A 13,787-nucleotide genomic window follows, 5' to 3' on the forward strand; every position below is an offset into this window, starting at 1 on the left:
TAATTAGGCTGTCTGCAAAACGCGTTTATGTCCGGTAATTTGTAGGAAAAACGGCGTGCAAAACCGGAGCGTACTAAATGTATATGAAGATTTGCGCATCGGATCTGACGCGCAAATTACCAGCAGAAGTTAGCGTTTCGCAGGTGGTCTATTGTCATAGTTATTATTTGTTGTTATCCATAATGATAAAACTAGAATTCAAAACACTACTTGATGCTGGTGTCCATTTTGGTCATTTGACTAGAAAGTGGAATCCTAAAATGGCTCCCTTCATTTTTATGAAGCAAAATGGCATACATATCATCGATTTGAACAAAACGATTGCCTGTATGGAGGGTGCTGCTTTACAGTTAAATGCAATGGCACAAGCTGGTAAAAAGATTTTGTTTGTAGCTACTAAAAAGCAGATTAAAGCTTCCGTAGAGCAGACCGCAAAAGATTTAGGTATGCCCTATGTTACCGAACGGTGGCTTGGCGGTACGCTTACTAATTTTGTAAATACTCGAAAGCTATTAAAGCGGATGCTTGCCATAGAAAAAAACATGCATACCATTGCCTATAAAAACTTGGCAAAAAAAGAAAGGTTGGTCATTGCGCGAGAGCAAGAAAAACTTAATAGAATATTACAAGGATTGGCTGGTGTGACCAGGCTGCCATCTGCACTATTTGTAATTGATATTAAGGAAGAACATATTGCTGTTGAGGAAGCTCGAAAACTGGGTATTCCTGTTTTTGCCCTTGTGGATACCAATGCAAATCCAGATGTTATTGATTTCCCTATTCCTGGTAATGATGATGCATTCCGTTCTGTTGACATTGTAGTGCGTTATCTTGCCAACGCGATTAAGGAAGGCATTGCTGCTTATAAAAAAGAGAAAGCGGAGGCCATTCCTAAAAAAGAAGAAGAGCCTGCCAGTAATGCAGCCAATAAGCCTGCGCCTAGACGGGGCATCAAAGTCGTACAGGGTGTGGTCATTAAGAAAGCGGCTCCTGCTAGGGCTAAGCCTTCTGCCCCTGTAACCAAAGAAAAAGTAGCAGCAGAAGCTCCTCCTAAGGGTCCGTCAGAAAAGGCGATACAAGCTACTGCGCCACCTAAGGATCAGTCGGAAAAAGAAAAGTAATCATTAACTCATTAGAGGTCTATTAGCCTATTGTATAAAAAAGTATATGGTCATTACAGCAAAAGATGTAGCTGCACTAAGGCAAAGAACAGGTGCAGGAATGATGGATTGTAAAAAAGCATTGGTGGAAACAGAGGGTGATTTTGAACAAGCCATTGATTTGCTTAGAAAGAAAGGGCAAAAAATATTTGCAGATCGCGCGGCACATCATGCAAGCGAAGGAGCTGTTTTTGCTTGTGCCAGTTTGGACAATAGCACCTCTTTTTTGTTGGTATTGAACTGTGAGACTGACTTTGTCGCTAAAAACGAATCATTCCTGCAACTCGGTAAAGCCATTTTAGAAGTTGCCGCAACACATCGGCCTAGTTCCATAGCCGCATTAGAAGTCTTGCCTTTGGGTAAGGGTACTGTGCAAGAGGCGATTATGGCATCTACCGGAACAATTGGTGAAAAAATTACTATTTCTACCTATGAGACCTTAGCCGCTCAAGTAACGGTTCCCTACATCCATACAGGCAATCGATTGGCCGTATTGGTCGCCTTAGAAGGCGCCCAGGGCGAACAGGTATTGGCTGCAGGTAGAGATGTAGCCATGCAAATAGCCGCTATGAATCCAGTAGCCGTTGATAAAGATCAAGTAGACCCAGCTGTAGTAGAAAGAGAATCGGCCGTTATACAAGCACAACTGATAGATGAAGGTTATGAAGGCGAAAAAGCAGCGAAAATAACCCAGGGCAGGTTGCATAAGTTTTTTCAAGAAAATACGCTATTGCAGCAGCCATTTGTCAAGAATAGCAAATTAACCGTAGCCCAATATCTTCAAACCATTGCCCCGTTTTTGATTGTTACCGCATTCAAGCGCATTGGTGTGGGGGTATAGTTTTTTTATGCTTTTCGTTTATCTATTTTTTTTATTGTTATAGTAGCATGCAATCAATTTAAAATGATTACTAATATGACGCCTCTTTCTTCACTTAAACTTTAAAAATTATTTATTTATCTGACAGGGTTCATCGTCACCTGTTTTTTACACTTCAGCTGTCAGTTTTTGCCTTTATAGGCTGTTCCTATGCGCTAGGCTACTGGTAGGCTATAATGCCCAAAGCAAGACAAAACCTCCTAAAAATTAGGGAAAACACGCCCTTGGAAAAAGCTACAGAAATCCCTCCCTTTCAGCCGGGAAACAGGCTTTTCCTGCTTTAATCATTTATTTTCTTCTTTTTTGCTTTGTCCTTTGTCCTTTTTGTTTACGCTGAATAAGGCTTTCTAATTTTTCTATGTAGTCATCTGCCGTTTTGAAAGTAATTTTTATATACGCTTCTTGTTCTTTTTCTGAGTTATCCTGGAATATCTTTACAAAAGTTTCATCATTCACATTGTTTTCATTGCAGAATGTGTTTATATCCTTTAGCAGTTGTTTTTGTTCTGCCTTTTTTTTGCATAGCATAGTGCATTCATCTTTTTTAGCTATTATCTTATTGATTTTTCTTTGAAGTTCTTGTAGTCGAGGTGATATATTTTGGGTTGGTTCTGTGTTGTATTCTTTTGTATTTTCCAATGGTTTTGATGAAGGGTTTAAATTATCCAGTTGCTCGTTTGACCTGAGTGTTATATTGCCTTGTCCATTGTGATCATTTGTATGCCTGTTGAACGGGTTTGGTGCGGTTGGGCTGTCGCGATGTAGCCTTTGTTTTGATTTGTCTAATCCATCTAATCCATTATCTGTACTCGATTTAAGGTCGCCATTTTTCCCTGGAGCAAGTTGCTTGTTGATTGCATTCCTATCCCCTAAATCCGTTTGAAGCATTTTTGGTAGCTGTTTTGGTGGATGGTCTTTTTTGTCTTGGTTATCCTTAGTATTGGGTGGATTTATATTTATATTTTTATTTTTATCTATGCTATTTTCATCGCCATCTAGTTCATAAGCTGTATTTATTACACCTTCTTTTATACCTCCTTTACCCGTTTCATGATCTATCGCTTTGAGTAGCCTTGTTTTTATGGTAGGTAATTGGGTTTGTGTATCCTCTTTTTTTTTTGAACCAACTGCCGCATCCAACTGAAACCAGTAGTGCGCAGTACAATGAACCGTTTGTTAAGATTTTTATCCCTTCTATCGTTTTGTTTTTTGTTGTTTCCATGCTTTATCTAATTATTATACTGTGAAACATAATGCTTTATGAAAACGTATGTGGCTATGCGGTCCTAAGGTGATATATGCATCCATCATCTTATATCCTTTAATGGATGGTATGTAAATTTCTGTAATTATCCAAATATACCTTTTGTTTTGTTTGGAATTGTATTTATTTTTTATTAAATACAAATAAAATCATTTAAAGTGAAAGGCAAGTGAATAGATTTGTTCCATTGTTTTTCATGCAGTTTTCTGTTTTTACTTTGTTTAATTATGATATGCGCATGAAAGTAGATAAGCAATTTGGATAGGCTATACCTATTTCAGAATATGCATTGCAATAATTTTGATTAGTACTGATTATAAAATGCCATTAAAAAATCGATACCATGAAAAAAACATATACACGTTATAAGACAGGTCTGTTTATCTCGTTGCTTAGTCTATATACATTGTCTTCTTGTGTACATACAGGTCGGACGTTAAGTTTAGATACATATCAGGCGCAAAGGATCAAAATGGGTTTGTCTGTGCAGGAAAATGAATCTGAAAAATTATGTAATGTGGACTGGAAAAAAAAATTGTATTGGGTAGGACGTGGCGTGCTATTTGTTTCATTAGGAATAGGCATAGGAGTAGGAGCGACAAAGTTGTATTTCTATGCTGCGTCAGCAGATTCGGATGTAATGAAGGAGACAACAAATACAACGACAGGGCTAACCACTGTAGCACCAAGGTTAATGCGCAATAGCCTAGTATTGTAATCCAATGGATTGAATCTGCATAGCAGTAACGGCAACTCGATGGATTAACTGGTTCAGTAGAAACTTTAAACCTGTTTTACCACTGACTTGAACAGGCTCCTTTTTTTTTTAATAAAATCCATCTTCTAAGTGTACAATTTCAGTCACTTGTTCTTTGCTTCCTAGCACAGCGATAATATCGAAACGTATGGCTTGCACGCTATTTTGGATGCGCAGGTAATGTGCGGCAGCTAAGCGCAGTGCACGAATTTTCTTTTGGTTTACAAAGGTTTCTGGGTTTCCAAATAAACTATTTTTGCGTGCTTTTACCTCAACAAAGACAATCAATTTTCCTTTTTTAACGATAAGATCTATTTCAAAGCGTTTGTAACGAAAGTTCTGGGCTAGTATGGTAAAGCCTTTTTGGGCCAAATAATCTGCTGCAACCATTTCTGCATATTGACCAAAGTCTTGCGCAATATTTTCTGTGGGCATAGTTTTAAAATGTGGTATGCTATATGCGCATCATCCATCTAAACATAAAAAATCGTTCGCACTAGTTTTGTCTGCGCTATCTTACTTCAATAGGCTATAATAATAAAAAACTATTGGTAATAAATATACTTATTCCGATATTGTAACTTTTAATTTAATGCTATTAAAGCCATACTAGGTGTTGCGTTGTTTTTGTTTTGTACAAATGTTTTTTTGCTGATCATCAATTTATATCATAAAATTAAGTAAAAAAAGCTTGTTCCATTTGTTATATATCACTGAATAGGACCTATAGATTTCCCTTCATTTTGGTGATTGGTATCCATATGGCTGCGTTGTCCCCAAAAAGGAAAGCGCGCCTTTTAAATAAATATAAATTTATTTTTACCATAAAATAGCTGTAATTTAGTTCCCTATGAGGAGGGTTGTAATGTTAGCTTTGTGTTTTTCAATCGGGCATGGTATTGCTATGGCATTGCCTGGCCGTTTTAGTGCGGAGTGTTCGCCTTCTTACGCTACCAATAGGGTATATAGCCAAATGCAGCCGACTCCCTATGATAAAGGAGGTGCGGTAAGGATCCATTTTGGTGCTGCCTATCATCTTGCATTACAGGAGCATTGTAGTCTTAGCTTAGGTCTTTCTTATGCCTTAGGCCATATTGGATTGGCGCGTGATGCGGTTGAGTTGACCTCCTCTGTAGATGAAGCCTATTTTTTACGTTATGTGTGGGTACCTGTCCTATGCAGGTTTTATACTAGTGAGGTGATGCTTGACACCAGTATCTATTTTAAGTTAGGCATTATACCCTCTATTAATCTGCCAAGCAGAGTCACTCTACCCTCGCAGTCAGGTGCTCCGGCTTTTTTAACGAAACGACCGTTGGGCTGTTTTATCCTTTTAGGTGGTGGGGTAAGATATGATTTTAGCCCCACCAATAGCTTGGCTTTGGGTTTAAGTTATTGTTGGGATGTGCCTGGCGTGATGTATAAGAAAGGTTCAAATAATGGTCGAATAGACTGTTATTGTCATAATAACTTTGTTTGCCTTGACCTCTGTGTTTATTTTAATAGCATACGCATGTGCAATGGTTCTAAACATGCGTAAATGGTTAAAGGGTAACTATATGGTAGATCGTAAGCCAGTACATCTGACCAAACCAGTCTGTAAAAGGGAGGCTAATCTTTTTTAAATATATATATAATATTATGAAATTATCAAATTTTAAGTTTGAACTGCCAGCGCATAGCATTGCACAATACCCCATTGAGGCAAAAGAAGAGGCACGTTTAATGGTTGTACATAAAGATAGTGGCAAAATAGAGCACAAAACCTTTAAAGATCTGCCCACCTATTTTAGTGACGGAGATACTTTAGTGGTCAATGACTCTAAAGTTTTACCTTGTAAGCTTTATGGTTGTAAAGAAAAGACCAACGCACAAGTAGAAGTACTCTTATTGCGCAAATTAAACGATGAGCATGGTTTATGGGATACCATTGTGGAGCCAGCACGTAAAATCCGAATAGGCAATAAAATTTATTTTGGCAATGGTGAACTGGTAGCTGAAATTATAGATAATACTACTTCGCGCGGCCGCACCCTTAAATTATTGTTTGATAGAACAGAAGCAGAATTCTATGAACTAATTAACCAGATTGGTCATATGCCTTTGCCGCATCAAATAGGGCGTCCTTCCAAACCAGAAGATCGAACCTATTACCAGACCATATTTGCACAAAATATAGGCGGTATTGTATTGCCAGCTGCTGGGTTGCATTTTACCCCTTATTTATTGAAATATTTGGCCTTACAGAACATTTCTGTTGTACCCATTACATTACACATTGGTTTAGGTGAGCTAAGTACGATTGATATGGAAGATCTCACCAAGGTAAGGGCCTCTTCTGAGCGTTTTATGATTACCCAAGCAACCGCAAAGGTGGTAAATGAAAGCTTGCATCATCAAAAAAAGGTTTGTGCTGTGGGCACTTCAGTTTTAAGGGCTATAGAGTCTTCTGTTTCGGTCTCTTGTCAGCTAAAAGAAGCCAGTGACTGGACCAATAAATTTATTTTGCCTTCTTGCTCCTTTAAAGTGTGTAATGCATTGTTGACTACATTTCATCTTCCTTCTTCTATCTCTTTGGTTGGTGTAGCTGCTTTTGGCGGAGAGGAGTTGATTTTAACTGCCTATGCCGAAGCTATAAAGGAACGGTATCGATTTTTCTTATATGGCGATTCTATGTTGATTATATAGATTAGGGCAGGGTGCTATACCGCTCATATTTTCCTATATTCGAAAAAAGTTATTGTGGCCTATATTTTTTAACCCTTAACAGGAAGCTGGACGCCAGATGGTTGTAGTGGGTTGCTTGATTTCTAAAGGAACCCTATAAGTTTATTCTGCTTGTTATGATAATGATAGATATAAGTATTAAAAAAGTTAAACGTTTGTTTTGCCTGTTCTGCCTATGTCTAGGATTAGTACAGCCTATTTTTGGTGCAACGGGTTATGCTGTACGTAAGGTTGAGGTAGTGGGCAATGTGTTGGTAGAGGCTGATCTGTTGATTGCGCTTTCTGGTTTACAACAGGGCGCAAGGGTTGATCCATCAACTGGACAAATTCGTAATGCGATTCGAAAAATAGCCAAACATGATGGCATCAAATTTGTTGAAATCTATTTAGATCAGGTTGATCAAGCAAATGGTTTAGCGAATTTTGTGATTCGTGTAGAGGAATATCCTCAGTTGGCCAGCTATTCCTTAGACGGGTTAAGCAAAAAAGAACAAAAAGCGCTTCTTGAAAAAGTACCCATAGGCAATCGTGTGGCATTATCGCCGCTTTTTCTTCAAAAAATAACTACTAAGATTAAAAAAATCTTTTTAGAAAAGGGATTTAGAGCAGTTCAAGTTTCTACAGCGTTGATGCCCGGTGAAGCAATGGATAAGAAAGTGGCCTTAAAAATTAAGATAGATAAAGGGCAAAAAAGTACCATTCATAAGATTATTTTTCAAGGCAATGCGCATTTAGATGCCAATCTCTTAACATATCATATGAAAGCGCTCAAAGAAGGACCTCGCTTTACACTTGTTAAGGATATTTTAAAGAAAAGCATTACCCTTGTATCCATTCGAAAAGGTGGTACCCTGTTAAGCTTGCCTAAGACGATAGAGGATGTAAAACGTTATTTTCTTAGTCATGTTTGTTTGTTTCCATCTGTTTTTACAGAAGAAAAATATTTAAAAGCTAAAAAAGAGCTTCTGCGTTTTTATCAGTCACAAGGGTTTAGAGATGTAGCTATTATAGAAGAACGCTTGCAGCCTGTTACTGCTGGTAAGCTCAATGTGCATTTAAATATTAAAGAGGGCAAACAATATATGCTTCGTCATGTCAAATGGATTGGCAATTATCTATATAGTGACGAGACCCTAAATAGGTTGCTCAATTTGAAGCCAGGAAAGCTATATGATCCGATTTATATCAAAAGCCGATTGGCTCCTGGGATTACAGATTTAACCATTAATAATTTATATACCGATAATGGCTATCTTTTTTTCCGTGCAGAAGTTGTTGAGACCGGTATAGAAGACAATCAGATAGACTTAGAAATTAGAATTCAAGAGGGAAAACAGGTCACAATCGGCCAAGTAGATATTGTAGGCAATACATTAACCCATGATTACGTTATTCGCCGTGAACTCCGGACATTGCCTGGAGAGAAATATAGCCAAAGACTTATGCAAGAGTCTTTACGCAACTTATACATGTTGGAATTATTTAAGCCTGAAAAGTTAATCCCAGATATACGGCCAAATGAAGCTAAAGGTACAGTAGACCTTATCTATTCGGTAGAAGAACAACCTAAGTTTGATCTTAAACTCAATGGGAGTTATAGCAATGGCATGGGTATTGTAGCCGGGATTGCACTTGGTTCGAATAATGTTTGTTTACAGAATCTCTTTAGAGGTAAAATCCCGATAGGAGCGGCGCAAAACCTCCATCTAAAAGCTGAACTGCAGGGCAAGGATTACAAAAATTTTAGCTTTTCCTTTCAAGAACCTTGGCTTTGGTTGCGGGAAAGCCGTTATATATTTTCTATTAGTTTCGATAGTGCGTATCAAAAGGTTTCCTCCTCCGATACACGCAGGAGTCTATTAGACGACTGGGTATTCTTAAATATATTTCCAGTTGGGGAACAAGATGTAAAAAGTAAAATTTCCTCAATGGGTGGCCGAATAGGTTTAGGCAAACACTTTGCTAGATATTGGGCAACCCATTTGGGTATAGGTTACCACCGCCATACTTACCAACACTATCCATTATTAGAAGATCACAAGAAAAGATCAGGCGTTTTGCATGATTTTTCTTTAGAATTTTCATTAAACCATTCTAGTATAAATCATCCACATTATCCTACTGCTGGATGGGAGTGGTCTAACGCTTTAACGTTGACGCCTCCCTATGCTTTGTTTGGCTATGCTTCTGCTCAAGTAGAAGGTATGCCACGTTTTAAGGAATATGGAAAATTTATAACAGATGTTTATTACTTTAAACGTTTGTTCGGTAATTGTGTCTTGCACTTTCGCGGTCATGCTGGATTTTTACACAGTCTCTCTAACAGTGCAATCGGACCTTTTGAGCGCTTTTATTTGGGTGGAACATCAATTGATATGTCAAGCAGTCTATTGGGCAGTAATGTTGTTTCGCTACGTGGTTATCCAAATGATAGCCTTACCCCAGTAGATTATACAAGAAAGATAAAGGGGGGTGTTTTATTTAATAAGTTTGCTTCCGAGTTGCGTTATCCGCTTATGCTTGCGCCTATTTGTTGTTATCTATTGGGATTTATGGATATAGGGGATAGCTGGTTGCATTATAAAAATTTTAATCTATCCAACATCAAAAAATCTATAGGTGGTGGCGTTCGTCTTAGTTTGCCTATACCCATTATACCAATGCTTGGCCTGGATTTTGCCTACAGGTTAGATCCTGTAAAAGATATTCGCAGTGCCAAAAGCTCTTTTGAATATCACTTCACAATTGGCCCTGCTATGCGTTAGAAAATATATGGTATCGTTTCATTTCAGCTGTAGTATCTATTCAGCTGTTTTTAAGTTTAGAGACTACTTTGGCTTTTTTCTGTTTGGCCAGTTCAATGTTCTTTTTATTTTTTGATTTGCTAACCATAGAGTCCAAGGTAGCTTTGGCCTGTGTAAGATTGCCTAACATGATGTAATTATCTGCCATCAGTAAAAAGGCACCATCTATATAATCCGTATTATGTGGAAATTTTTCGATTAGATCAAATAAGCTATGTAAGGAGGCTTTATAGGCTTTTAGTTTACATTCTGTATGGGCCAATAGATATTGTGCTTCTGCTGCAGTAAGCGTATCCAACGGTTTAATGGCCTTTAAAAAATGACTTTTAGCACGTTTGTATTCTGATCGCTGCATGGCTACCTTTCCTAGGTAAAGGGAAGCTTGTTGCATGGTTTCAACCGGTGCTTCCTTAGGATTGTTCAATAATTGCAAGCAAGCTGGTGTGGTTATTTCATATTGTTTTAGTCTAAAACTAGCTTGTATAAGTCCCGTTAAGGTTTGATGGTATTCTTTGTTGGTCAGCTGCATATTTTGCAGTTTTTGGTAATGGGTAATCGCTTCTTGAAAACGTTTGGCTTGGTAGGCAAGATCAGCCATTCTTAACCATGCTTTTTTATGGAAACGCGTTGGGCAGCTAGCTACTACTTTTTTATAATAGCCTATAGCCAGTTTCTGTTTTTGCAGCCTATAATAGCTTTCTGCCATTAAAAAGTAGGCTTCTGACAGCAATGGACTTTCTGGATACTTTTTATCAAATTCGGCAAGTTGTTGCAATACTTTACCATAGGCCTGATTATAAAAGAGCTGCCTGGCTGCGTCAATCGTACGCTCATCGGAATGGGTAGTCATTTTTTGCGCTATATGGTCATACTTTTTAAAATATTTATCTGTTTTTTCAGGGGTGCCTTGTGCAGCAAATAGGTTGGATAGGGCCATTAAAGCACTTTCTGCATGGGGATGGGTAGGGTATTGGTCTAAAATGGCTGTATAGTCCGCAGCAGCAGCTTCATATCTTTGAAGATTTTCATAAGCAAGGGCCCGTTTCATTAATAAATCTGGCTGTAGGTCACTGGTTACATCTCTTTGAATCAGATGGCTAAATGATTGAATGGCTGCTTCGTAGTTACCTGCATTGAATATGGTACAGCCTTTATGGTAGCATGCTTTTTCATAATATTTGGTTTCTGCATGGTTTGTGAATACTTTTTGTAGGCAACGATCTGCATGAAGTGTGTCGCCTAGTGCGTGATAAATCAAAGCTTCTTGGTAACGAACATGGGCAGGATGGTAGGTATACACATGTGCATATAGATTAAGTGCTTCTTGGTAATTTTTCTTTACATAATAACAATCCGCTAAACGAAGGGTTGCATCATAATGGGTAGAACCAGCTTGTTTTTGGGTAATGGCTATATATTGTTCAAAGGTTTTGGCGGCAGCGGTGTAATCGCCTGTGTTAAAATAGGCATAGGCTAGGCCATATAGGTTTTGCGCATAATAGAGGGTATTTAAACTGCCTTGTTCCATATATTGCGTATAGCATTTTAATGCTTTGTCATATCTCCCAAGCGCAGAAAAGGCTTCTCCTAACCAAAACTGAGCTTGTAAAACGAGGGATGGCGCAAAGGGAAAAAGGATCGATTGTGTGAGGCATTTTATAGCATTATCTAGGCTGCCTTTATTATATGCTTCTATACCTTGGTAAAAAAGTACTTTTTGGTATAACCGTAAGAGCGGTTCTGTCTTATAAGGGAGCGCCGTTATATAATCTATAGCCAGTTGGTAGGCTTTTGTTTTATAATAGCACGCTACCAGTAGGGCTTGTGCAGTGGAAAGGTGTTTGCTTTCTTGGTGGGTTGCAATAAAAGCAGTTATCCTTTCTATAGCTGCTCTAAGGGAGCCTTGTTGGTAGTGCAAGCCTGCAAGCTTAATAGCGGAAAAATCGCTTATTGTAGGGTCAAACTTTAACCGCTCAGCTGTCGAAAAGCAATCTATTGCGTTTTGTGTGTCTCCATTTTTTTCATAGATAAGGCCAACGTAGTAGGCCGCCATTTGATGGGCATGGTCATTCTGGTAGAAGAGCCGCTGAAAACAATCCACTGCTTTGGCATATTGTTGCGTCTCATATAAGGCATAACCCAGCTTAGTGGAGGTGGTTCTATCTGGATCAGCTCCCTCTAAGGCCGTTTGATAGTGGATAATGGCTGGTTGGTATTGCTTGAGAAAAAAGTAGGCGTCTGCAATAAGCAGATGGTCTTGTTTGCCAAGAGAGGATGATGGGCAGCTTTGTACATAGTCCAGCAATGCTTCAAATTTGCCGGCTTTATGGTATACCTTTAAAATTAAACTTTTGGTTTCTAGTTTATATGGTTTATTCGCTTTTTCTAGGGCTTTAAGGGCACCATCGTAATCTCCTTCTTCAAAAGCTATATAGCCCATTTGTAATTGGGCAGGATAGTAATAAGGATGATTTATATCATGAATGGTTGCAAAGTATTTTTTTGCATTTACCCAATCTTTTAGTTGCAAATAGGCATTGCCTATTGCATATGGAAGGGTTGCGCGCGCTTTAGCTGGTAAGCAATTTGGTTTAATTTTTTGGTATAAAGAGCGGCTTTTATCAAAAAGACCTTTTTCAGAAAGGAATGTTGCCAGATGATACCGAACGGTTTCTATATATGCACTGGTAGGGTATCGTACTATAAAATACTGTAAAAGGGTTGCTATATGCGGGTCTCTATTGGCTAAAGCAGCTACTATACCATAGTAGGCGGCTTTTTCTTGCTGATACTTCTTGCCTTGCCTATTTGAATAGGCTTCAAAATATTTTTGAGCAGTTGCATATTGATGTTGGTTCAAAAACAACATACCTTCATGAAAGATGGACTGTGGGCATCGACCAGATGGGTTGTTAACCACAGAGAATCCTTTAAAAGGGATAGCCATTAGCACAATGGCCATGAAGCTAAGAGCATAGATAGGTTGTATCATGGGTATCATTAGGTTAAATGCAAAAGTTAGTATTTTTTCATCTATAAAGATGACCAGAATACTTCATATGCCCAAAATATGGATTTCTATTTTATCTTACTATTGTATTACCTGCTCTTTTTTATTTTTTTAAAAAAAGCGACCTATTCCATAGTGTGGGGCTGGAAGAAAAATCTATTTTAGTGATGCATTAACTTAAAGATTAATTCTTTCATGATTTGGTCATCACTTATGTGGGCATTAACACCCTTTAACTGTAGGTCAGCTTGATGGAGATGGGTTATATTTTGCATGGTTTGGCTCAACGTATAGTTTTGAACGGCATCAAGATATCCTTGTATAAAATAGGGATGTATATCAATTTGCCCCGCCATTTTAGTGGGAACGGTTTCTTTGGTTTGATGCAATACAAGCAGCTTAGAGAAAAGATTGTATAAAATGGTTAGAATGGGTAGTGCAGCATGTTCCTTGGTACTGGATGCACACACACGAATGATTTGGTAGCTTTTCGGGTAATCTTTCTGCATAATTGCCTTTTGTAGTTCAAATACATTAAAGGGTTTGTGTAGGCCTATATAGGTTTCGACCATCTGATCGGTAATGGTACTACCTGGCGTAAGGTTGATACGCAGCTTATGGAGTTCGTTCGTAATTCTGGTTAGGTCATTACCGATATAGCCTTCTACTAAACAAACGGCTGGCTCTGTTATAGATAGTTCCAGATCTTTTACAAAAGATTTGATAAAAGTAGGCAATTGTTGGTCATATAATTTTTTAGCGGTAACTAGCGCATTTTGTTTGCTTAACGTTTTGCCAAAATTACTTCTGCCATCTATGGTTTTATATTTGTGTGCAAAAACCAATAATGTAGTAGGCTGTGGGTGTTGTAAATAATGCAGTAATAATGATTGCCCAGTGGTGTTTTTTAAGTCTGCCATCTCTTGTGCTTCTTTTACGATAACTACTTGTAGCGCAGCAGCCATTGGGAAGCACCGTGCTTGGGTAAGCAACGTGGCCATGTTGCATTCTTTGCCATAGGTAATGGTTAGGTTAAAGGTTTTTTCAGCAGGTGTGAGCAGTTTTTCTTCGATATATTGGGTAATTGCATCAATATAATATACTTCCTCTCCCTGCAAAAAATAGATAGGGGCATAAATGCCCTTTTGCAAGTCTTGTAGAACGGTTTGTGCAGATTGAATCATA

The 13,787-nt window shown here is 38.3% G+C and carries 10 protein-coding genes; 6 read left to right on the forward strand and 4 right to left on the reverse strand.

The features are described from left to right. Positions 1 to 77 precede the first annotated feature (77 nt). Positions 78 to 1,121, forward strand: a complete 1,044-nt coding sequence (rpsB, locus tag ACOALF_RS02515; RefSeq protein ID WP_419241861.1) for a 30S ribosomal protein S2 — start codon at positions 78 to 80, stop codon at positions 1,119 to 1,121. 46 nt (positions 1,122 to 1,167) lie between these two features. Beyond that, positions 1,168 to 2,001: a translation elongation factor Ts gene (tsf, locus tag ACOALF_RS02520; RefSeq protein ID WP_419241862.1), complete on the forward strand. Its 834-nt coding sequence runs from the start codon at positions 1,168 to 1,170 to the stop codon at positions 1,999 to 2,001. 327 nt (positions 2,002 to 2,328) lie between these two features. On the opposite strand, the gene ACOALF_RS02525 is transcribed toward tsf, so the two are convergent. Continuing rightward, positions 2,329 to 3,180 (reverse strand): hypothetical protein, encoded by an 852-nt coding sequence (locus ACOALF_RS02525; RefSeq protein WP_419241863.1) that lies wholly within the window; start codon positions 3,178 to 3,180, stop codon positions 2,329 to 2,331. 467 nt (positions 3,181 to 3,647) lie between these two features. On the opposite strand from ACOALF_RS02525, the gene ACOALF_RS02530 reads away from it, so the two are divergent. Beyond that, positions 3,648 to 4,022 (forward strand): hypothetical protein, encoded by a 375-nt coding sequence (locus ACOALF_RS02530; protein ID WP_419241864.1) that lies wholly within the window; start codon positions 3,648 to 3,650, stop codon positions 4,020 to 4,022. Between the two features lie 108 nt (positions 4,023 to 4,130). Here ACOALF_RS02530 and ACOALF_RS02535 read toward each other — a convergent pair whose 3' ends face one another. After that, positions 4,131 to 4,496 (reverse strand): YraN family protein, encoded by a 366-nt coding sequence (locus ACOALF_RS02535; protein WP_419241865.1) that lies wholly within the window; start codon positions 4,494 to 4,496, stop codon positions 4,131 to 4,133. Between the two features lie 439 nt (positions 4,497 to 4,935). On the opposite strand from ACOALF_RS02535, the gene ACOALF_RS02540 reads away from it, so the two are divergent. The 3 genes from ACOALF_RS02540 to ACOALF_RS02550 all read left to right on the forward strand — a co-directional run bounded on the left by ACOALF_RS02540 (position 4,936) and on the right by ACOALF_RS02550 (position 9,553). Then, positions 4,936 to 5,601: a hypothetical protein gene (locus ACOALF_RS02540; protein ID WP_419241866.1), complete on the forward strand. Its 666-nt coding sequence runs from the start codon at positions 4,936 to 4,938 to the stop codon at positions 5,599 to 5,601. A gap of 101 nt (positions 5,602 to 5,702) precedes the next feature. Next, positions 5,703 to 6,749, forward strand: a complete 1,047-nt coding sequence (queA, locus tag ACOALF_RS02545; protein WP_419241867.1) for a tRNA preQ1(34) S-adenosylmethionine ribosyltransferase-isomerase QueA — start codon at positions 5,703 to 5,705, stop codon at positions 6,747 to 6,749. 155 nt (positions 6,750 to 6,904) lie between these two features. Then, positions 6,905 to 9,553, forward strand: coding sequence for a BamA/OMP85 family outer membrane protein (locus tag ACOALF_RS02550; protein ID WP_419241868.1), 2,649 nt, complete (start codon positions 6,905 to 6,907; stop codon positions 9,551 to 9,553). Between the two features lie 40 nt (positions 9,554 to 9,593). Here the strand turns inward: ACOALF_RS02550 and ACOALF_RS02555 are convergent, their stop codons facing one another. Both ACOALF_RS02555 and holA read right to left on the reverse strand, forming a co-directional pair. After that, on the reverse strand, positions 9,594 to 12,584 hold the full coding sequence (locus ACOALF_RS02555) for a tetratricopeptide repeat protein (RefSeq protein ID WP_419241869.1): 2,991 nt from the start codon (positions 12,582 to 12,584) through the stop codon (positions 9,594 to 9,596). A 179-nt stretch (positions 12,585 to 12,763) separates the two neighbouring features. Then, the gene (gene holA, locus ACOALF_RS02560) at positions 12,764 to 13,786 is read right to left on the reverse strand and encodes a DNA polymerase III subunit delta (RefSeq protein ID WP_419241870.1); all 1,023 of its coding nucleotides are present in this window, start codon (positions 13,784 to 13,786) and stop codon (positions 12,764 to 12,766) included. Between the last annotated feature and the right edge of the window lies 1 nt (position 13,787).

The organism is Cardinium endosymbiont of Nabis limbatus, assembly GCF_965196625.1.
GTDB lineage: Bacteria > Bacteroidota > Bacteroidia > Cytophagales > Amoebophilaceae > Cardinium.